Origin of the sequence: Ruminococcus albus AD2013, assembly GCF_000526775.1 — a bacterium.
In the GTDB taxonomy this organism is placed as follows: domain Bacteria; phylum Bacillota; class Clostridia; order Oscillospirales; family Ruminococcaceae; genus Hominimerdicola; species Hominimerdicola alba_A.
This window is the reverse complement of the sequence record NZ_JAGS01000001.1, coordinates 585,273-607,354: the sequence shown is the minus strand read 5'-3', so window position 1 is coordinate 607,354 and position 22,082 is coordinate 585,273. Positions and strand designations below refer to the sequence as shown.

Below are 22,082 nucleotides of genomic sequence, written 5' to 3'. Positions count from 1 at the left end.
TATGTTATCCTTAATGTTATGCTGATTGTAGTTTTCCCGACTAATTTCTTTTAGTCGTTTTCCTCATTTGCATTACTTTTAATATTGCTTCATTATTCAATTTTCAAGTTACTGTCAGAGGACTTTCGTCCTCAGTGGGCACAAGTGGACTCGAACCACCGACCTCACGCTTATCAGGCGTGCGCTCTAACCACCTGAGCTATGCGCCCAAACGAGTTATGTTCTTGCCTGTAGCTTGTCAGCTTTTCTCTCTGTCCTCGTCCCATGGTGGAGATGAGGAGGATCGAACTCCTGACCCCCTGCTTGCAAAGCAGGTGCTCTCCCAGCTGAGCTACACCCCCGTTTAAGGGACTCTTATGCTCTTTTAAAGATGCTTTAGACATCTTCAAAATTGAACAACCGACTGTTTCCACCACTTGCTGACCGGAGATTTGTTTATGAGAATTTTACTTCTCGCTTCTCCATAGAAAGGAGGTGATCCAGCCGCACCTTCCGATACGGCTACCTTGTTACGACTTCACCCCAGTCATCAATCCCACCTTCGACTGCTTCCTCCTTGCGGTTAGAACACAGGCTTCGGGTGTTACCGACTCCCATGGCGTGACGGGCGGTGTGTACAAGGCCCGGGAACGTATTCACCGCGGCATGCTGATCCGCGATTACTAGCAATTCCGACTTCATGTAGGCGGGTTGCAGCCTACAATCCGAACTAAGACTGCTTTTAGGGTTTTGCTCCACATCACTGTTTTGCTTCCCTCTGTTAACAGCCATTGTAGTACGTGTGTAGCCCAGGTCATAAGGGGCATGATGATTTGACGTCATCCCCACCTTCCTCCGTTTTGTCAACGGCAGTCCTGCTAGAGTGCTCTTGCGTAGCAACTAACAGTAAGGGTTGCGCTCGTTGCGGGACTTAACCCAACATCTCACGACACGAGCTGACGACAACCATGCACCACCTGTCTATACGTCCCCGAAGGGATTTCACATATCTCTATGCTATGCGTACGATGTCAAGACCTGGTAAGGTTCTTCGCGTTGCTTCGAATTAAACCACATACTCCACTGCTTGTGCGGGCCCCCGTCAATTCCTTTGAGTTTCAGCCTTGCGGCCGTACTCCCCAGGTGGATTACTTATTGTGTTAACTGCGGCACGGAAGGGGTCAGTCCCCCCACACCTAGTAATCATCGTTTACGGCGTGGACTACCAGGGTATCTAATCCTGTTTGCTCCCCACGCTTTCGAGCCTCAGCGTCAGTTAAAGCCCAGTAAGCCGCCTTCGCCACTGATGTTCCTCCTAATATCTACGCATTTCACCGCTACACTAGGAATTCCGCTTACCTCTACTTCACTCAAGAACTACAGTTTCAAGTGCAGTTCAGGGGTTAAGCCCCTAAATTTCACACCTGACTTGCAATCCCGCCTACGCTCCCTTTACACCCAGTAATTCCGGACAACGCTCGCTCCCTACGTATTACCGCGGCTGCTGGCACGTAGTTAGCCGGAGCTTCCTCCTTGGGTACCGTCATTATCGTCCCCAAAGACAGAGGTTTACAATCCTAAAACCTTCTTCCCTCACGCGGCATCGCTGCATCAGGCTTTCGCCCATTGTGCAATATTCCCCACTGCTGCCTCCCGTAGGAGTCTGGGCCGTGTCTCAGTCCCAATGTGGCCGTTCAACCTCTCAGTCCGGCTACTGATCGTCGGCTTGGTGGGCCGTTACCTCACCAACTACCTAATCAGACGCGAGCTCATCTTCCGGCAATAAATCTTTGATAGATAGGTCATGCGGCTTATCTATGTTATGGGGTATTAACAATCGTTTCCAATTGGTATCCCCCACCGAAAGGCAGATTGCTCACGTGTTACTCACCCGTCCGCCACTAGCTAGAGAGTGCAAGCACTCTTTCGCTCGTTCGACTTGCATGTGTTAAGCGTGCCGCCAGCGTTCGTCCTGAGCCAGGATCAAACTCTTAATTAAGTTGTATCCTAATACTCTCTTCAGAGTAATTATGATCTCAGTTTCGTTTCACTGAACGTTTGTACATTTCATTAGTCTTGTACTTGACTCCGATGAATTTCTTCATCGGTCATACTTTGTTACTCAAAGTATTTTCAAGGGTTTTCGTATTCTTGGTTGTTCAATTTTCAAGATGCCTTTCGTTGTCTGTCTTTGTCAGACAACTCATTTATTATACCACACTTTTCTTCGTTTGTCAACCCCTTTTCAGAAGTTTTTTGAAGATTTTTTTGAACTCTTTTCAGAGTTCTTTGTGCGTTATAAGCTGTTTTATTATACCACATTTTCCTTCGTTTGTCAAGCCCTTTTCAGAACTTTTTTGAAGTTTTATTTCCGAGCTCAGTTCTTTTTTATTGAACTTCTCTCTTGTGCGGTACTTTTTATTATATCACTTTTTCGCTCTTTTGTCAAGTGCTTTTCGTGATAATTTTTTGCTGCTTCTGAGTTTCGCTCTTCTGAACTAGTTCCGCGCTCGTTCTCTTATCCCTAAGTTTCCCGCGCTTTATTCGTTCTTTCGTGCTCTCTCGTTGACAACTTAATTATTATAGCACCTTTTGGCGCGTTTGTCAAGTAAAAGAGTTCCACTATTATCCTGGTAATTGTATGCATAATTACCATATGTATAAATCTGATATTTAAGTTAATAATAAGCTTATAATTTATCAATCGGAGGTTCATCATGAAGTCTGATGCAAAATATATTTGTCGGTCTTTAGCAGTCATTCTTTCTCTTTTGCTTCTTTCTGCCCTTATCGGCAAGATCGTTCCACATGAAAAGGAAACAGTCTCTTCCCTTGGGTCATACGGCAATGAAGTTCGTGCCATTCAGCAAAAGCTAAAGGAACGAGGTCTGTTCAACACTAATGTCACAGGTTATTATGGTGAGATAACCAGAAACGCCGTCCTTGCTTTTCAAAGACAGCAAGGCATATCTCAGACAGGTACCGCAGGTCCAATCACGCTTAAAGCTTTAGGTATCTCCATTGGTGCTGCGCCTGCCGCTACCGAGGCTAATATCAATCTGCTGGCACGAATCATCTCTGCCGAAGCCCGCGGTGAGCCCTATGCAGGACAGGTGGCTGTTGGTGCTGTTATACTCAACCGTATAGAACACCCCTCTTTTCCCGATACCCTCTCAGGTGTGATATATCAGGACGGTGCTTTTACAGCCATAGTTGACGGTCAGTTCAATCAGCCCGTTTCAGCCTCTGCCTATAACGCCGCCCGCGATGCCCTGAACGGCTGGGACCCTACAGGCGGTTGTATATACTACTACAACCCTAACAAGACCTCTAATAAGTTTATGTGGTCAAGGAAGGTCGTAACCGTGATAGGCGCACACCGATTCTGTATATAGCAATGGAGTCAACTATTATATAATAGAAAGCGGCGCTTCCCGAATCAGAGGAAACGCCGTCTGTTATTATACGTTGAATTTGAAGAGAACGATATCGCCGTCCTGCATTACGTACTCCTTGCCCTCCTGTCTAGCAAGTCCTTTTTCACGAACTGCCGACATAGAACCGTACTGCATCAGGTCGTCGAAGCTCACTACCTCGGCACGGATAAATCCGCGCTCGAAATCGGAGTGTATCTTACCTGCAGCCTGAGGTGCCTTTGTACCCTTGGTGATAGTCCAAGCCCTTACCTCGGGTTCACCTGCTGTAAGGAATGAGATAAGACCCAGCAGTGCATAGCCCTCCTTTATTATACGGTCGAGACCGGAAGTCTCAAGACCGAGGTCTGATAAGAACATAGCCTTGTCCTCAGCGTCCATATCGGAAATCTCAGACTCAATCTGTGCGCATATAGGCAGAACTGCCGATTTCTCGGCTGCTGCTATCTCGCATACCTTTTTGTAGTTCGCATTGGTGTCGATGTTGTTCCTGAAATCGTCCTCGCAGAGATTTGCAGCGTAGATTACAGGTTTCAGCGAAAGCAGAGGTGTCTCTTTCAGAAGATCCAGCTCGTCCTCGGTCATCTCAAAGCTTCTTGCAGAACGTCCCTCTTCCAGATGAGCTTTCAGTCTTTCAAGGAATTCTACTACTGCCCCAAGACTCTTATCGCCCTTCATAGCTTTCTTGGTGCGGTCGATACGTCTGTCGATAAGCTCGATATCCGAGAATATCAGTTCCAGATCGATGGTTTCTATATCCCTTGCAGGGTCGATAGAACCGTCAACGTGGATTATATTATCGTCCTCAAAGCACCTGACAACGTGAACTATCGCATCTACCTCACGTATATTTGCAAGGAACTTGTTTCCGAGACCCTCGCCCTTTGATGCACCCTTTACCAGACCTGCGATATCAACAAATTCCAGTGTGGCAGGTGTGAACTTTACAGGGTGATACATCTCAGCCAGCGCATCAAGGCGCTTATCGGGCACAGATACTATGCCCACGTTCGGTTCGATGGTGCAGAACGGATAGTTAGCAGACTCTGCCCCTGCGTTTGTAAGTGCGTTAAAAAGTGTAGATTTACCGACATTCGGTAATCCGACCATACCTAGCTTCATACTTGATTAACTCTCCCTTTGAATGATTTATCAGTCAGCGCAGAAATTTCCGCAGCATTCCTCTTCTTCTTCGTTATTTTCTTCCTGCTTGTTCCTACAGCAAGGATCTGTTATCTTGCTGCTGTCGATGCAGTTGTTGCCGTTATTGCAGCCTATCTTAATGCCCTTTTTGATGGGGGCAAAGGTGAATCCTATGATAACACCAAACAGGAAAAGTGCCAGACCTTTCCAGAAATAACCCACAGATGGTGTCATTACCTCATTATCGATGATCTCTCTTACTGTCTCTCTGATCTTGTCTTTCATTGTTTGTACCTCCTGTAAAAATATTTATATAACGGGTTTGCGCCCGCTGTTTACAGCATTTTTGTTATCACATTATCTTTTATGGCGCAAGCGGTGTGAGTCCGTTCCAGATAAACATATAGAATCCTGCGTAGACTACCATAACCATCGCTGCCGAAGAAATTATGATATGTCTGTGCTTTTCACCGAACTTTTTCCTGCCGATATGGAAATACAGTGCCAGTGGGATGTAGGATAAGAGAAGTACAGCTACCAGCAGGATCAGGTTTTCCTCGTTGTTTAGGTCAGCGATCTTCTCTCCTATACATACTGAGGCTGTCGGTATACCCGCCGCCATCGCCAAAAGAATAATATAATAAATTATCAGGCCCATAATATCTGCCCTCCGTTCTTGTATATACCACACATTCATGCTTTACCTGCGGACGTTTCGTTTCATCGTACTGCACGCAGAAGGTTCCGCCATTTTTTAGTATTTTATTCCACCGATTTCAGTGAGCCTATCATATCAACTCTTTTCAGGCTGAAATGCAATGCACCGTTGACTGCCAAAGTAAATCCCGCAGTTATGAGTGCGCCGTACAGCATAGCCGAAAATGAAAGTGTGTGATCGAACATCAGTATATCCACCTCAGCTGTGACAGTTACGAAATAATGCAGTACACGCCCCACGGGAAATCCCGCAAGTATGCCAACTGCCGCCGAGATAAGATTCTCGCGGAGGATATAGTCATCTGTCTCACTGTCATAGAATCCCAGCACCTTAACGGTGGCGATCTCGCGCAAACGCTCGGTTATATTTATGCTTGCAAGATCGTAAAGCACCACCGCCGCCAGAAGTCCCGCACTGAATATCAGCACGCCTACAACGGTATTCAGGCTGTCAATGGAATTGAGGAAACCTCGCGACTGATCGTTCTTATATGTCAAACCGTAGAAACAGCTGCTTTTAAGAAACTCATTGCGGAAAGCATCGGTATCCGTTCCGCTTTTAAGATCGATAAAACTTATATTGTATACAGGTTCAGTGCCGAAGCTTTTTTCGTAGTCATGGGGTGTAACAAAAACATAGTGGAACGCATAGTTTCTGCATACATCAGCAACTGTGAACTCGGCTATTTTGCCGTCAGTTTCAGTAACAGTGAAAACACTGCCCTTTTTGAGATGAAGATTTTCGGCAAGCTTCTGTGTTATAACAACACTTCCGTCCTGCAAAACAAGCTTTTCACCCTTATCTTTATCCCTGAGAAGTACGAATTCTTCAAGCCTTTCACTCTCACTCGGCACACAGATGTTCACCATGCACTTCTGTCCGTCAGCTTCAAGATCAACTTCGTTCAGCAGTGCCTGCATATGCCCGCCAATACGTTCTTCGCCCTGCATCTCGTTTTCAAGTTCGTCATAGGTGTACCTGTTGTTCATCACAGCTATTCCGTCATACACGAATACCTCGCCGAACTGCCTGTCCACTACCGAACTTATGGAATTTTTCAGCCCGAAGCCCGTTATGATAAGGGCAGTACAGCCTGTCACGCCCGCAAGGGTCATGAAGAAGCGCCGCTTTGAACGCAGCATATTCCTTGTGGTGACTTTGCCCATGAAGCTGAATCTGTCCCATACTGCCTGCCAGTTTTCAAGCAGGACTCTTTTACCCGCTTTGGGCGGTTTCGGGCGCATAAGGCTTCCTGGAACTTCTTTAAGGTCTCTCATGCAGGTGTAGACCGTCACGCCGCATATGCAGACAGCTGATACCGCCGTGCAGGCGGCGATATAGCCCCATCTCAGCGGTGTTTGTATATCGGGGATATTATACAGCATTTTGTAGCCGTTGTATATCACCCGCGGGAATATCTTCAGTCCCGCCGCCGAACCGATAAAAGCACCCAGAACAGCCGCAGTTCCCGAATAAACCAGATATTTTGAAAGTATCTTCCCTCTCGGATAGCCCAGCGCCTTATATACGCCTATAAGACCTCGCTGTTCGTCCATCAGTCTTGACATAGTAGCCAGACACACAAGACCTGCCACCAGCATGAAGAACACAGGGAATACCTTTGCGATAGAATCTATCTTTTTACTGTCGCCCTCAAAGGAGGAATAATCGGAACTTGCGTCAAACCTGTTGTAGCAGTACACCTTTGGATCGTCTGTATCGTCCAGTTCTTTCTGTGCCGCTTCGATCTCTCGGCGGGCATCATCAAGCTGTGACTGATACTTTTCATGGGCAGAACCGTCAGTATCATCAGCCAGTTCCTTAGCTATGCCAAGTGCCTTTTCAGCCTGTAACATGGCGGATTTTTCCAGATAAGCACGTTTGCCCTGATCTGCCTGTTCCTCATATATGCGTCTGGTCTCCGCTGCTTTTTCCTCCCATTCGGGCATATGTTCAAGCAGTTCTTCCCTGTCCATATCCAGCACGCCGTTCAGAGTATCTGCGGTCTTTGTGGCTGAAGCGATCCTGTCTTTCGCCTGTGTATAAAGGTCACCGAACCTCTCGTTGACGCTTTTCTCGAATGCAGCCTTTGCAGCCGCACCTTTTTCATCTACGCTTTTGCGGTACTCTTCGGAAAAAGGGTCGGTCTCGTCAAGCCCCTCAAGGTCAACGAACATCTCAGTATAATAATTGGTATAGAATTCTTCCTCACGGAGGAATACATTGCTGACTATCGTACCGTCACCCTCGGTAGTATGGTCGCGTTCATAGCCGATATACTGGGGCGATGTAACTATGCCTACTATCTCAAAGGTATCGTTCTGCAGGGTATCCGTCAGCTTTTTGGTATCGTCGGGGTCGGAGAAAGTCAGCTTTTCGCCTATCCTGAAAGTATCGGGCGAAGATATCTTTACCTCCACCGCACATTCGCCGCCATTTTCGGGCAAACGACCCTCAACAACGTGAAGCTTGTTCATGAGGTTAGGACTACTGTCGTCAAGGCTGCTGTTGAAGGATATACATTTCAGCACGATGTTCTTGTTCTCGTGCAGATAGAAAACTTCCTTTGAATAGGCAGCGTGCGCCCCGCGGACATTATCTGCCATCTTAACAGCTTCAACGTCGGACGATCTTACACCTATGGTTGAGACAAGTTTTAAGTCCATTAAACGGTACTCATCAAAATAAGCAGACGCCGAATTCACCATATCGGGCATGGTCGCCTTGACCCCCGAAAAGAACCCGCACCCGAGGGCGGCTATCAGCAGGACTGACAGGAACCGCCCTTTTGAGCGCAGTACTTCACGTACAGTATCTTTAAAAAGTGCCGTCGTCATGATCGGTCTTACCTTTCAGTTCTTATCAGCGGTCAACCAGACCGACCTTATGATACACCTTTGATACTACTCTTCTTGTTATCAGCTGAGCCTTCTGTGCGCCGTCAGTGTAGCACTCCTTCAGGTATGCCTTGTCAGCCATCAGCTTGTCGAACTTTGTGCGGACAGGTTCAAGGTGGTCAGCAACAGCTTCGCCGACAGCCAGCTTGAAATCGCCGTAGCCCTTGCCTGCGAATTCCTTTTCGATCTCCTCGAAGGTATTTCCTGTAACTACGCTGTATATGGTCATCAGGTTGTTGATGCCGTCCTTGCCCTCAGCAAATCTTACCTCGGTCTCGGAATCGGTAACAGCCCTCTTGAACTTTCTTATTATAGTATCCTTGTCGTCGAGTATGAATATGCAGGCATTGGGGTTCTCATCGGACTTGGACATCTTCTTTGTAGGCTCCTGCAGGCTCATTACCTTTGCGCCCATCTTTGGTATATAAGGATCGGGCAGATTAAAGAACTCGCCGTAGCGCTGGTTGAATCTCTGTGCGATATTTCTTGCAAGCTCCAGATGCTGTTTCTGGTCTGCACCTATTGGCACGAGATCGGCATTGTAAGCCAGGATATCAGCCGCCATCAGCACAGGATAAGTGAACAGACCCGCATTGATATTGTCAGCGTGCTTTGCGCTCTTATCCTTGAACTGTGTCATTCTGGAAAGCTCGCCGAACTGTGTTGAACATCCCAGTATCCAGCTGAGTTCGGGGTGATTGCAGTTATGGCTCTGGAAGAACAGTACGCTCTTCTCGGGATCCATACCGCAGGCGATAAGCAGTGCATACGCCTGAAGAGAATTCTTTCTCAGTGCGGAGGGCTCCTGTGTAACTGTAAGGGAGTGAAGGTCTGCAACTGCATATACGCAGTTAAACTCCTCCTGCAGAGGACCCCAGTTCTTTACAGCACCAAGATAGTTGCCCAGGGTGAAAGTACCCGTAGGCTGTATCATGCTAAGTATCAGTTTCTTGTCTTTGGAAAAATTCAATTCGCTCATAATGATCTCCTGTTTCATGAATCTATGATTTTACCGGATATCCCGGCAATAATATTTCGTTATTCTGCTTTGCTTTCGGTGACAGCTGTGCCGTCATGGGGCACGAACATTGCATCATAGGCGGCAGTATCCTCGTTATCAGCGGGAAAGATCTTCAGATAAACCGCATCTGTGTCAAGTGCGTAAAGATCATCTATCATGATATCGCCGTCAAATTCTTCGTTCAGTATACATTCATCGTTTTTTATACTGATATGACCCAGCTTTTTGTCATTGCCGTCATACGCCTTTGCAGGTGCATCTTCGGTAATGTCCTCATAGCTGTTATCCGTAAAATAATAAACGCTCGGCTTGCAGTTGATATCGTTTGAAGCCAGCATATTTGACAGCCGCCTGTAATCTTCAAGAGGTGCATCGCTGTCATCGGTGTATACCTCTACAAGTCCAAGTGCGCCCGAAAGCAGGAAGTCCTCATAGGACGTATCAGCGGGCAAAGTCCTGTCAGCCATTTCATTCTTTTCGTTCAGCAAAAGCATGACCTTCGGCTTATCGCCTGTATAAACGGTCTTTGCCGCAAGCTGAATATCCGACAGTGCCTGATGCTCAAATTTTTTCGGTACCAGGTCATCAAAGAATTTATCTCCGTCACTGCTGCATACCCTTATCTTCAAATCGGGCAGCTTCTCGCAGGTCAGAAGTACATCGACGTATTCATCCTTATTATCGGATGCGCCATCTGTTATCGCCTTTGTGCTGTCCTCATCGTAAGTGAACTCAACACCGTACTTATTGCGCATATATCTCATTGCTTCATTGATATGCACCTTGCTGTTGAAGCTGTCACTTTTAGCACACGAACTTACCGCTGCAGCAGTAAATGCCGCCGCAGATACTGCCAGCGTATACTTAATCATCCTGAATATATTCATTTTCATTCTCCCTGTCAACTTCTGCATCTGCCGGTATATCCTCTTCATCAAGACTGATATCGGCCTTCGCCTGTGCAAGTATATCCTCAGCCGTCCTCGGGTGATGTTCCTCAGCGATGATATCTTCCGCCGCTTTCATCAGTGCAGCCTTCTTCTCATCAGCTTCGGCATCAGTTTCCTCGGTGACTTCCGTATCACCCATATCCTTTGTCTGAAAATAGTAAACTATCCCCGCCATAAGGAACATGAGTGGTGCCGTAAAGCTTATCGCCCTGCCTGCGCCCTGCCAGAACATGGTACCGGCAAGCATCATTATCAGCACTATGGTGATATCCAGCGTTACCATGCAGAAAAAAGTTCTGAGTGCGCTGACGGCGGGCTTTTTGTCCCGAAGTTCACCTTTATCGAAAAGGTCGATATCGCCTGCTTTTACTACCAGCACACCGCACATCACAGCGACTATGACTGCCAGTGCCAGATTCATTATAACAGCACTGTGCCTTACGGTGCCGCGGTCAAACATCAGCAGGAATACATCTCCGCCTGCGCAGAATATGAGCCCCGCACCGTTCAGCAGGGTCAGCCCCAGCTGAACAGGGGTCAGCTGCAGCTTAGGATCATTCACCGAACATTTCCTTTGAAAGCTTGCCAAGCATCTCGCAGCCTGCAACAAGCTGTTCATCGGTGGGTGTCGAGAAATTAAGTCTGAATGAAGTTGTGTGGTCGCTCTCGGATATCATGAATGCATTGCCGGGAACAACTGCAACCTTGAACTCCTTGACTGCTCTTGTGCAGAAAGCAGACATATCGCAGTCATCGGGGAGAGTACACCATACGAAAAGTCCGCCCTCGGGTCTGGTGAAGCTGATCTTTGAAGAGAAGTTCTTCTCGATCTGCTCGATCATCAGCTGGCACTTATGACGGTAGATAGCTCTCAGCTTTTCAAGATGCGCATTCATATCGCACTGTGTCATGAACTTGTAAGCAAGTACCTGTGCCCAGATATTGGTGTGAACATCGTCGACCTGCTTGCAGATGACCATCTTGTTGATGATCTCCTTTGGAGCGCTGATATAGCCAACTCTGATTCCGGGGGCAAGTATCTTTGAGAATGTTCTGGAATAAGCAACTATGCCATCCTTGTCCATGCTCTTGATGGAAGGAACGTTCTCGCCTGTGAATCTCAGATCGCCGTAGGGGTTGTCCTCCAGGATGATCGCGCCGTACTTCTTTGCAAGCTCGTAAGCGCCCTTTCTCTTTTCAAGAGAAGTGGTAAGACCTGTGGGGTTCTGGAAATTGCATATCAGGTATATAAGCTTTACCTTGCCTGTCTTGAGAACTTCTTCCAGTTCATCAAGGTCTATGCCGTCTTCTTTCAGTGTGATGCCTCTCAGGTCAACGTTATAGGACTTGAAGGCATTCAGGGAACCGATGAAGCTGGGTGCCTCACAGCAAAGGATATCGCCCGGGTCGCAGAGAACTTTTGCCATCATAGCATTAGCCTGCTGTGCGCCGCTGACGATTATCAGTTCATCTCTGTCGGGATCGAACTCGCCCTTTTTCTCCAGTTCCTTTTTCAGCAGGTCACGGAGAGGAGTATAACCCTCGGATATGCTGTACTGAAGTGCAAGGATGGGGTCTTCTTCAAATATCTCTTTGGATATGCGTGTGATCTCATCTACAGGAAAAGCTTCGGGTGCAGGATTGCCTGCCGCCAGCGAGATAACGCCGGGCTGGGAAGTGAACTTCAGTATCTCTCTGATAGCGGAAGCCTTAATGTGTGAAACTTTTTCGGAAAATCTGTAATCCATGATAGTGAACCTCTTTCATAAAAAATAATTATACCTATATATTATAACATACTTCTTCGCTACTTTCAAGCTTTGAAGAACCAAAATATCCAAGTTTTTTATATTAAATAGTCTTGTTTGATTATAAGTTTATAACAATTAAATAAAGTTTATAAATAAAACACATAAATATTAAACAAAATCAGCTCCGAGCCTATTGCATTTATTAATAAGTTGTGCTATAATAATTTATAGTAAAAGAGTTGGTAAAACATCATAAATATTAATTTATTTTATAGATGTTCTAACAAATTGGGGCTGCCGTTTCCTCCTTGCGGCTGATAATTAAACTACCTGATTCATTCAAATTACCACGAAACTTCGGCGCGGTTAAGTTTATCTTGACAGCGCCGTTGTTTTGTGTATTATCATAGCAGAAAAATACCGAAAAACCGTCCTCGGTGAGCTGAGGACGGTTTTGTTTTACTGTACAGTTTTTGTCACAGTTACCTGCGAACCTGTTCCAAGCAGATCGTCGATGATGACCTGACCGACTTTAACAGGAAGATGTATTTCCGCCGCTTTGATGGCAGCTGTACATTCTGATATTTTATCCTTCGGGACAGGCTGTGCCGTCTTCACGGGGACAGGTCTGCCCTCGGCTGAGATAACAGTAGTAGTGATGGTACGGGTCGGGTTGGATATCTCGCTTTCGGCATATATCTCGCCGCGTTTACAGGTGTTTCCGCTAACAGAAATGACCTTTCCGTTTTCGACCTCAACAGTCATTTCACAGCCCATGGGGCAGTTTATACATATAAGATCTCTCGTCATGGCTCACACCTCCTCGATCTCAGCTGTGATATCGCAGTTCACACCTGCAAGCTTATCTTTCTTAATGATGATATCCAGCATCTCACTTGGCACAAGTATCCTGTTTTTACGGCGGACAAGTTCTTCTTCGCCCGCTTTTATCACAACGGAACAGTCCTTGAAAACACCCGTTACCCTGAACCTGATATGAACATCACCAAGCAAGTCAGATGTGTGTATTTCAGCGGGAACTGTGTATCTTACGCCGTTCTTTGGCACTACTTTTATAGCGGCAGTATCGTCCGGCGTGCAGCCGCGCTTAACGAAAGCAGCCGCACTCTCGCCTGCCCTTGCTGATTCTTCCGATACAAAATCCACAAGGTCGTGTACGTGCAGAACATTTCCGCAGGCGAATACGCCGTCTATATCGGTTTCAAGACCCTCATCGACAACAGGACCGTTGGTTCGTGGGTCAAGCGTTATTCCGCAATTTTTGGAAAGCTCATTCTCGGGAATAAGCCCGCAGCTTAGAAGCAGAGTATCACAGGGATAGAACTGTTCTGTACCTGCAATAGGTGTGTTCGTGCTGTCTACTTCGGCTATGACCACGCCCTCAAGCTTTTCTTTTCCCTTTATGTCAACGACAGTATGGCTGAGAAGAAGCGGTATCCCGAAATCATCGAGGCACTGTACGATATTTCTTTTCAGACCGCTCGAATATGGCATAAGCTCCGCAACAGCGGCAACATGAGCACCCTCAAGTGTCATTCTTCTTGCCATGATAAGACCGATGTCTCCCGAACCCAGGATAACAACTTCCTTACCCGGAACATAGCCCTCACAGTTGACCAGTTTTTGCGCTGTACCTGCGGTATACACGCCCTGCGGTCTGAAGCCCGGGATGTTAAGCGCACCGCGAGGTCTTTCACGACAGCCCATTGCAAGAATGACAGCTTTAGCGCGTATTTCCTCAACACCGCGTTTTCTGCTGAGGATAGTGACCACCCTGTCCTTTGAGATATCTAGAACCATAGTATCGGTCTCGTAGGGAATGTTCATATCACGGACTTTATCGGCGTACCTTTCGGCGTACTCGGGGCCTGTAAGTTCCTCTTTGAAAGTGCGCAGACCGAAACCGTTGTGAATGCACTGATTGAGGATACCTCCAAGTTCGCTGTCACGTTCAAATATAACAATATTCTCTATCCCCTGTTCTCTTGCAGATATAGCCGCCGCCATTCCTGCAGGACCTCCGCCTACTATTACGATATCAAAATCACGCATTCTCGCTCACCTCCTGACTGCCGTTCTTTCTTATATCTCCGATATTGCAGCCCAGTTTTTCGGACAGCATCAGTATAGTCTTCGGCGAACAGAATCCCGCCTGACATCGTCCCATTCCTGCCCGTGTGCGCCGCTTGACGCCATCGAGAGTAGTCGCACCGAGAGGTCTGTTTATCGCATCAAGTATTTCGCCCTCGGTTATGGTCTCACAGCGGCAGACTATATTGCCGTATGCGGATTCTTCCCTGATTAGTGCATTCTGCTCTTCCCTGCTGAGTTCGGCAAAATGAACCAGACCTTTGCGGGTATCCTTGTGATACGCCTTCGGTTTAAGGTCTGTATTTTTGGACAGTAGCTTTCTCATCATCTCGGCAATTGCGGGGGCGCTTGTAAGTCCCGGGGATTCTATTCCCGCCGCATTGAAGAAGTTAGGAGCTGCTTCTTCGATGATAAAATCGTGAGTATCACCTGTTGCACGAAGTCCCGAGAAGCTGGTTATGACCTTGTTGAAAGGCAGTCCATCAACAGACAGCGAACCCTTAGCCTTCACCTCGGCAATGCCCGAAGCTGTGGTCGAGGTATTCTCCTTATCGTCGATATCCTCGGCGGTAGGGCCCACAAGGAGATTGCCGTGAACGGTGGGGGTGACAAGGATGCCCTTGCCCATTTTTGTGGGCAGCTGGAATATCGTATGGCTGACGGTACCGCCGGCGTCCTTGTCCATAAGCATATATTCGCCTTTTCTCGGGGTTATAGTGAAATGTTTATCTGCTATCATATCGCTGATAACATCGGCATAAACTCCCGCACAGTTGAATACCGCACGAGTCTCAAACTCTCCTTTATCGGTGATGACTTTATAGCCCTCCGATGTCTTTTCAATCCCCGTGACCTTGGTGGAAAGTTTAAACTCCGCGCCGTTTTCAAGGGCATTTTCAGCGAATGCCAGCGTCATCTCAAAGGGACAGACTATGCCAGATGTGGGGGCGTATAAGGCATATTTCACCTCAGCTGAAAGACGCGGTTCACGTTCACGCGACTGTTCGCCTGTGAGTATCTCCAGACCATCAACCCCATTTTTCTTTCCTTTTTCAAGAAGCTTTTCAAGATCGGACAGCTGAGTTTCATCGAAACACAGCACCATTGCGCCGTTCTGCCTGAATGCAAAATCCAGTTTTTTGTACAGTTCGCGAATCATGGCATTACCGCGGACATTCAGCTTAGCTTTCAAAGTACCGGGTTCAGCATCAAAACCCGCGTGTACTATCGCACTGTTCGCCTTGCTTGTACCCTCGCAGACATCGCTTTCTTTTTCGATAACGCATATATCGAGCTGGTATTTAGCCAGTTCGGCAGCTGCCGCGCAGCCTGTCACGCCGCCGCCTATAATTATAACATCATACATAATATCACCTGCTTTGTTTTTGTTAAATAATAAACAATCAATCATTTTATCTTCATATAAATTGTAGCATATCTGCACGATTATGTCAAGCTTTATTAACATTTCTATACAGATAGCCATTTCATCACGCATAAAGTAAAATACACCTGTTACCGTCTTTTTCATAAACCTCTTCTTCCCTGTTAGATATAATTTTGCGTTCTTGCCATGTTCAGCTTTTTTTATTATGAACTCGCTCGGATACTTTATAAAAGTCTTCTTCTGCGAGGATTGTCAAGATTCCAGGTTTTCTTTTCCGGCTATGCAGTATAACACGCCGCCTTCTATCCCGTAGTCATAGTCGGCGGCTGCCTGCCATCGTGCGCATAAGCGGAAAACATTTTTCGGAACACCTCTCCGTGAAAAGATGTTTTCACTATCAGTGTTTTTAGGCAAAAAGTTGTACGTTTTTGTACAACTCTTGCAGAAATATGTCTGAATTAAAATATAAAACATTTGTTCGCATAAAATCTCAGGTATGAATATAGGCAGATCAAACAAAAAAACACAGGTCAATGTCAAGAAATATACCTTTACACAAAAGGACAAAAATCATGAAAAAACTCCGCTCAAAATGCCAAAATATATGCACATTCATTCAGATAATTTGAGAGTAGTTCTCAAATGTAAAAATTGTGTTAAGTACCCCGAATTGTCGTTGACATAGGTATTTTAATATGGTATAATACAAAATTGAAATTAACTCTCGATTTTTGAAAGGAGGTATCACCGTGGCAAAATACAACACCGTCCAGAGGGGCGAACTGCTTGAATTTATGGGCAGGCACAGATCTTCTGCTTTTACCGTTAAAGAGATAGCCGATATGATGAAAACAGACAGTGATATACCCAAGCCACCGGGCGAAAGCACGGTGTACCGTCTTATAAAGGAACTTGTTGAGAGCGGTGAGGTCAAGCGTACTGTCCGCGGCAACAGCAGGACATTTGTTTATCAGCTTACCGACGGTGAGAATTGCCACCATCACCTGCATATGAAATGTATCTCCTGCGGCAAGCTTTACCATATGGATGACGAATCCAGCCGTGCCCTTGTGGAAAGGATATTGCAGGAAGACAGCTTCGAGATAGACAGCAGCGCTGTACTCCCCGGAAAATGCGGCGGGTGCAGAGGCGGTAAATGATACTGTACATTAATTCGGATAGTATGAGATCTTACGGAGGATATATATGATAAAAAGGATAATGAATGTTCTGGTTTGTGCTTCTATGCTCGGGCTTACCGCCTGCGGAGGTTCAGTTTTCGCACAAAGTTCCGCAAAAGACAATGGCAAGCTGAACGTTGTTTGCACTACTTTTTCATGCTACGACTGGACAAGGGAGATAATGGGCGAGCATACTGATGATGCTGATCTCACTTATCTTCTCGAAAACGGCACCGACCTGCACAGCTATCAGCCATCTGCCGCTGATATTGCCGAAATAACAAGTTGCGATGTATTTGTATACGTTGGCGGAGAATCCGAGGAATGGGCTGAAGATGCACTTAAAAATGCTTCCAACAAAGATATGAAAGTCATCAAGCTGATGGACGCTCAGGGCTTAAATACAAAAGAAGAAGAGCTCAAGGAAGGTATGCAGGGCGAAGAGGAAGAAGAGGATGAACATTCCGAAGAGCCCGAATATGACGAGCACATCTGGCTATCACCCAAAAATGCCAAGATACTCTGCGAAAACATTGCAGAAGCTCTCTGTGAAGCTGATCCCGACAACGCCGAGGACTACAAGGCTAATCTCAATGGATATTCAGAAAAACTGGACGAACTCGACAACAAGTTCAAAGATGCAGTTGAAAGCGCAAAAATCAAAACTATCGTTTTCGGCGACAGATTCCCGTTCAGATATCTCTGCGACGACTACGGTCTGGACTACTTCGCAGCTTTCGTTGGCTGCTCAGCTGAAACAGAAGCATCTTTTGAAACTATTGCTTTTCTCGTTAATAAGACCGACGAACTTGGTGTAAATACGATTTTTACCATCGAGAATTCCGATGGCAAGATAGCACAGGCTATTATCAACAACTCCAAAAATAAAGATCAGAAGACTGCTGTCCTCAATTCACTGCAGTCTGTAAGCGCAAATGATATCGAGAACGGCACGACTTACATCTCAATGATGGAAGACAACTGCGAGACACTGAAAGCCGCTATCGACTAACTTTAGTTAAAGTACAAATTATAGTACAGATATCACCCTTGTCCGTTATGCGTACAAGGGTAGTATAATGATGGAGAAGTAAAATGGGTAAACAGATAGAATGTAAAAACTGCACCTTAGGATATGAGGGCGTACCCGTAACGGAAGGTATTAATTTCACCGTTAACAGCGGCGATTATCTCTGTATCCTGGGTGAGAACGGTTCAGGCAAAAGCACGCTGATAAAATCACTGCTTGGGCTTCGGCCTGTCATGAAAGGCGATATTGACTGGTGCGAAGCAAAACACGGTGAGATAGGCTATCTTCCACAGCAGACAGTGGTACAAAGGGACTTCCCTGCTTCGGTAAGGGAGATAGTAATATCCGGCTGTATGGCAAAAGGTAAATTTCACCCCTTTATCCTCAAAGAAGACAAAGAAAGAGCCGCAAAAGCTATGGAGCAGCTTGGTATCACCGACCTTGAAAAGCACTGCTACCGTGAACTTTCAGGCGGTCAGCAGCAGAGAGTCCTTCTGGCAAGGGCGCTGTGTGCATCGGGAAAGATACTTCTTCTCGATGAACCTGTTACCGGTCTTGACCCCAAGGCACAGAACGATCTTTACGAAATGATAGCAAAACTCAACAAAAGCGGAATGACCATAATAATGGTATCTCATGATATCCATGCCGCAGTTAAGTACGCAAGCCACGTTCTGCATATAGGCAGCAAAAAACAGCTGTTTTTCGGAACCAAGGAAGATTATGTAAACAGTAAGCTCGGACAGAGCTTCATCAATTCGGAGGAGGCAGAGCACGATGAATGAAACAATCCAAACTCTGCTGAATTATTGGGATCTGGAATTTGTAAGGTACGCCGTTATAGTAGGTCTGCTGATAGCACTGTGTTCATCGCTGCTCGGCGTTACACTGGTGCTGAAAAGATTTTCGTTTATCGGTGACGGTCTTTCACATGTAGCTTTCGGCGCTATGTCCATTTCGACTGTACTCTCTGTGACACTAAAACAAGTTTCGCATGGCAACAGCGTTTTCGCGAAATTTCTCGAAGACACCAACGGAATGGTGATAATTCTTCCCGTAACACTTCTTGCGGCGGTACTGCTGCTTAGAACAGGTCAGAACACCAAAATAAAAGGCGATGCTGCTATCGCCATGATATCAGTAGGATCGCTGGCACTGGGTTATATGCTTATGAATATGTTCCCCGGTTCAGCTAACGTATCGGGCGATGTGTGTTCAACTTTATTCGGTTCGACCTCGATACTCACGCTGTCGATCACTAAGGTAATAATCTGTGCTATACTTGCAGCTATCGTGATAGCGGTATTCATAATTTTCTACAACCGAATATTCTCAGTTACATTTGATGAAAATTTCGCAAAGGCAAGCGGCGTGAAATCCGATGGATATAACCTGCTCATAGCTATAATTACCGCAACGATAATCGTACTTGCGATGAATCTGGTGGGCTCGCTGCTTATATCTGCACTGATAATATTCCCCGCGCTTTCTTCTATGAGACTTTTCAAGAGCTTCAAAAGTGTTGTAATATGTTCTGCGGTGATATCAGTGATATGCGCATTCGTTGGCATGGTAGTTTCAATACTGAATTCAACACCTGTCGGTTCAACGATAGTAACAGCCGACATCGCTGTATTCCTGATTTTCAGTATTATTGCCGCTGTCACAAAGCGAAACTGATCTCGGAGGGATAACAATGAAAAAATATACCGTACTTGCACTCGCGGCACTAATGCTGGCGGGTTGCGGAGACACTTCAAAAATCGATAAAATAATTGAGGAAAAACAAACGACAGGAAGCGGTGAAGTTACCCTATCCCCTGCCGATGAAGCTATCGCCGCCGAGGCAGAAAAGGCAGTAAGCGAGGAACAGGATAAACTTTCTGATGCTGTCACCACAACTCAGCCCCCCATGGTCATCGCACCCGATGAAAGCGGGCTGAAAAACGGCGATATCGACCTTGACCTTACTAGTCTTAATGCCAATATGCTTTATGCCGAGGTCTTTCAGATCACAGGAGACCCCGATAAATATCAGGACAAAAAGATACGTGCAAAGGGTACCTTCAACTACATGAAGGACAACGGCACCGAGTATTTTGCGGTATTTATAGCAGATGCCGCTGCCTGCTGTCAGCAGGGTCTTGAATTTCGCACTGCCGAAGACCTGACCTATCCCGATGACTACCCCGCTATCGGTACCCCGATAGTTGTAACAGGCACGTTCAACTCATATAAAGAGGGCGTATTCACTTACTGTGAGATCAAAGATGCAACATTTGAAATAGCTGAAGAATAATAAAAAGGAAAAGGTGTCCCGTTTTATGGACTTTAAGTCCGCGGTGACACCTTTTCCTTATCATAGTAAAAATAAAAAGCCCCCAGTATTCCGGGGACTAATTAAACAAATTTATCCTTTTCCCTTGACCATAGCAGAAAGCAAAGCAACATCGGAAATGTCAACTACGCTGTCTCCGTTGAGATCGGCAGCAGAAATATTATCAAGCAGTTTAATACCTTTAACATGAGCAACAGTAAGTGTAATATCGGATATATTGACCTTGCCGTCACCGTTCACATCTCCGGGCAAGACCTCAGCAATACTGTAGACCTGACGCACAGTCTCTTCAACAAGAACAGGCCTATCCAGAACAACTGTTGAATGTACGCGCTCGGTCTCATCAGTGAGAACAGGCGAAGCGTATGCAGATACTGCTGCAGTACACATACACATCATCGCCGCTGCAAGAACTGTAAACTTCTTCACAATTACCTTATTCATTCTGCATACCTCCATTCATCAGACATTCATGTCATTAATTCATTTAACAAAAGAAAGCTTATAAAAAACCGCACCGCAACATTTTTCGCGATACGCTGACCTTCCTTACTAATGTCATAATACCACAACTCAGGTAAAAAGTCAACAGTATAGTTTATTCTTTGTATTAATTTACATAAAGCCATACAAATTAATCACATGTATTGTATATTACGCAAAATACGATATTTGATTTCATGTATCAAAGATTTACATATTTGTGCATTTTCCCTGCTTTATAATGTATTTAATCTAATTAAATAGTGCACAATAAACAAGGAAAACGCATTTACTTTGGTCATATAATATAAATATGACTTTCCATTAACCACATCGGCTGATAACGCGATATACAAAAGCGCTATATTTCAATAAGATAAGCCCTGCACGGTGCGCCGTCACAGCCGCCAAGATTTATCGGGGCTGCACTCAGGAAGTATTCACCCTCTGTAACGTTTTCAAGGCGGATACCCTCCAGCAGAACTACGCCCGCACCCAGCAGTATAAGGTGGACTTCTCTCGGAGCATCCTCAGGTCCCACTGTCTGACTTTCGTTGCCGATAAGTTTAAGTCCCTTCTCAGCGAAAACCTTTGCGGCTTCGGCAGTAACGGTACATTTACCCCCTATCAGGAGCCTTTCGCAGGTATTTTCGCATTTTTCCAACATCGTTTTTGCATCATCGGCTGTGACATCCCCTTCATGCCGGAAAACATAGCATTTTCCAACAAATCTATCCAAAGGGACGCGGTCGATGGTGATACCATCATCAAGGAAATGATAAGGCGCATCAACGTGCGTTCCGTTGTGGGCACACATCGAAAGCTCTGTCAGATTGCAGACATCACCGTTTTTGATGCTCAAAGCAGTCTTTTTTACGGGCGGTTCATCTCCGGGGAAAACAGCACAGCTGAAAAGTTCCTGCGAGATATCGATAATTCTTTTTTCCATATTAGGCCTCCTATTAATATTTTATGAACCAAATTCGAGCATATTAGGATAATTTCCAGTTTTAAACAGGAGTTTTTACGATCGAAGGCAAAATATCGTTTTCGTATAAAACACCTTTATGCAAAAGATACAGGTTTAATAATTTCAGTGTCAAGTGATGACACGTATTTTATAGATATGAAATATAATGTTCATATCTCGTAATAAATATATACAGCAGAACCCGCCTTCCAGAATTTTCCACCTAATTTTACAGTAATCGGTTAATATCAGATAATTCGATAAAATCCCTTGTGCAAAACTAACATACCTTAAAGCTGAACTGCTAAAAGAGTAAAATATTGTCTAAAACGTTGAAATATCTTATTAACAAATGTGAGATGTGACAATTAAAACCGCTGATTTTCTATATTTTTCCACTACTTTTTAAACGAAAAGGTTAAAGCTGCAAATTTTAAAAGCCGAGTTTGTGCATGATGTACAAGTTTCATATAATCAGATATCAAAATAAATTTATTCTTTAACAGAAGCAAACATAATGTTCATATTTTGCAGACAACTTCAAGCCACTATGCTTATGAAGTTATGGTAATTATAAACGATTAACCATTGATTGTCAAGTACAAAGTTTTACCAAATAATATAGCAAATTTCAAAAAAAAATCTTGACGATTCGGGTATTAACTGCTATAATTTATAAGGAGACTTA

The 22,082-nt window shown here is 45.4% G+C and carries 20 protein-coding genes, 2 tRNA genes and 1 rRNA gene; 6 read left to right on the top strand and 17 right to left on the bottom strand.

What is annotated here, in order from left to right; genetic code table 11:
• Positions 1 to 135 precede the first annotated feature (135 nt).
• The 3 genes from N773_RS0102600 to N773_RS0102590 all read right to left on the bottom strand — a co-directional run bounded on the left by N773_RS0102600 (position 136) and on the right by N773_RS0102590 (position 1,978).
• Positions 136 to 209, bottom strand: a tRNA-Ile gene (locus N773_RS0102600).
• 56 nt (positions 210 to 265) lie between these two features.
• Positions 266 to 341 (bottom strand) — tRNA-Ala (locus tag N773_RS0102595).
• A gap of 126 nt (positions 342 to 467) precedes the next feature.
• A 16S ribosomal RNA gene (locus tag N773_RS0102590) occupies positions 468 to 1,978 on the bottom strand.
• 718 nt (positions 1,979 to 2,696) lie between these two features.
• Between N773_RS0102590 and sleB the strand changes: the two genes are divergently transcribed.
• On the top strand, positions 2,697 to 3,374 hold the full coding sequence (gene sleB / locus N773_RS0102585) for a spore cortex-lytic enzyme (protein WP_024856311.1): 678 nt from the start codon (positions 2,697 to 2,699) through the stop codon (positions 3,372 to 3,374).
• Positions 3,375 to 3,440: 66 nt separating this feature from the next.
• On the opposite strand, the gene ychF is transcribed toward sleB, so the two are convergent.
• The 12 genes from ychF to N773_RS22500 all read right to left on the bottom strand — a co-directional run bounded on the left by ychF (position 3,441) and on the right by N773_RS22500 (position 15,806).
• Complete coding sequence (ychF, locus tag N773_RS0102580; protein WP_024856310.1) at positions 3,441 to 4,535, bottom strand: redox-regulated ATPase YchF; 1,095 nt, start codon at positions 4,533 to 4,535, stop codon at positions 3,441 to 3,443.
• A 30-nt stretch (positions 4,536 to 4,565) separates the two neighbouring features.
• A complete protein-coding gene (locus tag N773_RS0102575; RefSeq protein WP_043537746.1) occupies positions 4,566 to 4,841 on the bottom strand; it encodes a hypothetical protein in 276 nt (91 codons plus the stop codon).
• Positions 4,842 to 4,920: 79 nt separating this feature from the next.
• Positions 4,921 to 5,214, bottom strand: a complete 294-nt coding sequence (locus tag N773_RS0102570) for a hypothetical protein (protein WP_024856308.1) — start codon at positions 5,212 to 5,214, stop codon at positions 4,921 to 4,923.
• Positions 5,215 to 5,318: 104 nt separating this feature from the next.
• On the bottom strand, positions 5,319 to 8,111 hold the full coding sequence (locus N773_RS19660; RefSeq protein WP_024856307.1) for an ABC transporter permease: 2,793 nt from the start codon (positions 8,109 to 8,111) through the stop codon (positions 5,319 to 5,321).
• Positions 8,112 to 8,136: 25 nt separating this feature from the next.
• Positions 8,137 to 9,150 carry a tryptophan--tRNA ligase gene (gene trpS / locus N773_RS0102560; RefSeq protein ID WP_024856306.1) on the bottom strand — a complete coding sequence of 338 codons (1,014 nt, stop codon included), beginning with the start codon at positions 9,148 to 9,150 and terminating at the stop codon, positions 8,137 to 8,139.
• A gap of 59 nt (positions 9,151 to 9,209) precedes the next feature.
• Positions 9,210 to 10,079 carry a hypothetical protein gene (locus N773_RS0102555; protein WP_024856305.1) on the bottom strand — a complete coding sequence of 290 codons (870 nt, stop codon included), beginning with the start codon at positions 10,077 to 10,079 and terminating at the stop codon, positions 9,210 to 9,212.
• Positions 10,057 to 10,704, bottom strand: a complete 648-nt coding sequence (locus N773_RS0102550) for a hypothetical protein (protein WP_024856304.1) — start codon at positions 10,702 to 10,704, stop codon at positions 10,057 to 10,059. The genes N773_RS0102555 and N773_RS0102550 overlap by 23 nt, the downstream gene beginning before the upstream one ends.
• Positions 10,697 to 11,890, bottom strand: a complete 1,194-nt coding sequence (locus N773_RS0102545) for a PLP-dependent aminotransferase family protein (RefSeq protein ID WP_024856303.1) — start codon at positions 11,888 to 11,890, stop codon at positions 10,697 to 10,699. Before N773_RS0102545 ends, N773_RS0102550 begins: the two co-directional genes overlap by 8 nt.
• Positions 11,891 to 12,352: 462 nt before the next feature.
• Positions 12,353 to 12,703 carry a DUF1667 domain-containing protein gene (locus N773_RS0102540; protein ID WP_024856302.1) on the bottom strand — a complete coding sequence of 117 codons (351 nt, stop codon included), beginning with the start codon at positions 12,701 to 12,703 and terminating at the stop codon, positions 12,353 to 12,355.
• A 3-nt stretch (positions 12,704 to 12,706) separates the two neighbouring features.
• On the bottom strand, positions 12,707 to 13,966 hold the full coding sequence (locus N773_RS0102535) for an NAD(P)/FAD-dependent oxidoreductase (protein ID WP_024856301.1): 1,260 nt from the start codon (positions 13,964 to 13,966) through the stop codon (positions 12,707 to 12,709).
• Positions 13,959 to 15,371 (bottom strand): NAD(P)/FAD-dependent oxidoreductase, encoded by a 1,413-nt coding sequence (locus N773_RS0102530; RefSeq protein WP_024856300.1) that lies wholly within the window; start codon positions 15,369 to 15,371, stop codon positions 13,959 to 13,961. The genes N773_RS0102535 and N773_RS0102530 overlap by 8 nt, the downstream gene beginning before the upstream one ends.
• A gap of 273 nt (positions 15,372 to 15,644) precedes the next feature.
• On the bottom strand, positions 15,645 to 15,806 hold the full coding sequence (locus tag N773_RS22500; RefSeq protein ID WP_196231595.1) for a hypothetical protein: 162 nt from the start codon (positions 15,804 to 15,806) through the stop codon (positions 15,645 to 15,647).
• A gap of 335 nt (positions 15,807 to 16,141) precedes the next feature.
• Between N773_RS22500 and N773_RS0102525 the strand changes: the two genes are divergently transcribed.
• The 5 genes from N773_RS0102525 (at position 16,142) to N773_RS0102505 (ending at position 19,902) form a co-directional block, all read left to right on the top strand.
• Positions 16,142 to 16,552 carry a Fur family transcriptional regulator gene (locus N773_RS0102525; protein WP_024856299.1) on the top strand — a complete coding sequence of 137 codons (411 nt, stop codon included), beginning with the start codon at positions 16,142 to 16,144 and terminating at the stop codon, positions 16,550 to 16,552.
• A 46-nt stretch (positions 16,553 to 16,598) separates the two neighbouring features.
• Positions 16,599 to 17,585 (top strand): metal ABC transporter substrate-binding protein, encoded by a 987-nt coding sequence (locus tag N773_RS0102520; protein ID WP_043537744.1) that lies wholly within the window; start codon positions 16,599 to 16,601, stop codon positions 17,583 to 17,585.
• Between the two features lie 83 nt (positions 17,586 to 17,668).
• Positions 17,669 to 18,388: a metal ABC transporter ATP-binding protein gene (locus N773_RS0102515; RefSeq protein WP_024856297.1), complete on the top strand. Its 720-nt coding sequence runs from the start codon at positions 17,669 to 17,671 to the stop codon at positions 18,386 to 18,388.
• Complete coding sequence (locus tag N773_RS0102510) at positions 18,381 to 19,283, top strand: metal ABC transporter permease (protein WP_024856296.1); 903 nt, start codon at positions 18,381 to 18,383, stop codon at positions 19,281 to 19,283. Before N773_RS0102515 ends, N773_RS0102510 begins: the two co-directional genes overlap by 8 nt.
• Before the next feature lie 16 nt (positions 19,284 to 19,299).
• Positions 19,300 to 19,902 (top strand): lipoprotein, encoded by a 603-nt coding sequence (locus tag N773_RS0102505; protein ID WP_024856295.1) that lies wholly within the window; start codon positions 19,300 to 19,302, stop codon positions 19,900 to 19,902.
• A gap of 111 nt (positions 19,903 to 20,013) precedes the next feature.
• Here the strand turns inward: N773_RS0102505 and N773_RS0102500 are convergent, their stop codons facing one another.
• Together N773_RS0102500 and N773_RS0102495 are read right to left on the bottom strand one after the other, a co-directional pair.
• Positions 20,014 to 20,385: a dockerin type I repeat-containing protein gene (locus N773_RS0102500; RefSeq protein WP_024856294.1), complete on the bottom strand. Its 372-nt coding sequence runs from the start codon at positions 20,383 to 20,385 to the stop codon at positions 20,014 to 20,016.
• A gap of 400 nt (positions 20,386 to 20,785) precedes the next feature.
• On the bottom strand, positions 20,786 to 21,373 hold the full coding sequence (locus tag N773_RS0102495; protein WP_024856293.1) for a cyclase family protein: 588 nt from the start codon (positions 21,371 to 21,373) through the stop codon (positions 20,786 to 20,788).
• Between the last annotated feature and the right edge of the window lie 709 nt (positions 21,374 to 22,082).

Coding starts and splice junctions, on each gene's coding strand:
- N773_RS19660 (WP_024856307.1), bottom strand. CDS start 8,111: ATGACGACGGCACTTTTTAAAGATACTGTACGTGAAGTACTGCGCTCA.
- N773_RS0102520 (WP_043537744.1), top strand. CDS start 16,599: ATGATAAAAAGGATAATGAATGTTCTGGTTTGTGCTTCTATGCTCGGG.
- N773_RS0102505 (WP_024856295.1), top strand. CDS start 19,300: ATGAAAAAATATACCGTACTTGCACTCGCGGCACTAATGCTGGCGGGT.
- sleB (WP_024856311.1), top strand. CDS start 2,697: ATGAAGTCTGATGCAAAATATATTTGTCGGTCTTTAGCAGTCATTCTT.
- N773_RS0102500 (WP_024856294.1), bottom strand. CDS start 20,385: ATGAATAAGGTAATTGTGAAGAAGTTTACAGTTCTTGCAGCGGCGATG.
- N773_RS0102555 (WP_024856305.1), bottom strand. CDS start 10,079: ATGAATATATTCAGGATGATTAAGTATACGCTGGCAGTATCTGCGGCG.
- N773_RS0102575 (WP_043537746.1), bottom strand. CDS start 4,841: ATGAAAGACAAGATCAGAGAGACAGTAAGAGAGATCATCGATAATGAG.
- trpS (WP_024856306.1), bottom strand. CDS start 9,150: ATGAGCGAATTGAATTTTTCCAAAGACAAGAAACTGATACTTAGCATG.
- N773_RS0102495 (WP_024856293.1), bottom strand. CDS start 21,373: ATGGAAAAAAGAATTATCGATATCTCGCAGGAACTTTTCAGCTGTGCT.
- N773_RS0102530 (WP_024856300.1), bottom strand. CDS start 15,371: ATGTATGATGTTATAATTATAGGCGGCGGCGTGACAGGCTGCGCGGCA.
- ychF (WP_024856310.1), bottom strand. CDS start 4,535: ATGAAGCTAGGTATGGTCGGATTACCGAATGTCGGTAAATCTACACTT.
- N773_RS0102545 (WP_024856303.1), bottom strand. CDS start 11,890: ATGGATTACAGATTTTCCGAAAAAGTTTCACACATTAAGGCTTCCGCT.
- N773_RS0102535 (WP_024856301.1), bottom strand. CDS start 13,966: ATGCGTGATTTTGATATCGTAATAGTAGGCGGAGGTCCTGCAGGAATG.
- N773_RS0102540 (WP_024856302.1), bottom strand. CDS start 12,703: ATGACGAGAGATCTTATATGTATAAACTGCCCCATGGGCTGTGAAATG.
- N773_RS0102510 (WP_024856296.1), top strand. CDS start 18,381: ATGAATGAAACAATCCAAACTCTGCTGAATTATTGGGATCTGGAATTT.
- N773_RS0102570 (WP_024856308.1), bottom strand. CDS start 5,214: ATGGGCCTGATAATTTATTATATTATTCTTTTGGCGATGGCGGCGGGT.
- N773_RS0102515 (WP_024856297.1), top strand. CDS start 17,669: ATGGGTAAACAGATAGAATGTAAAAACTGCACCTTAGGATATGAGGGC.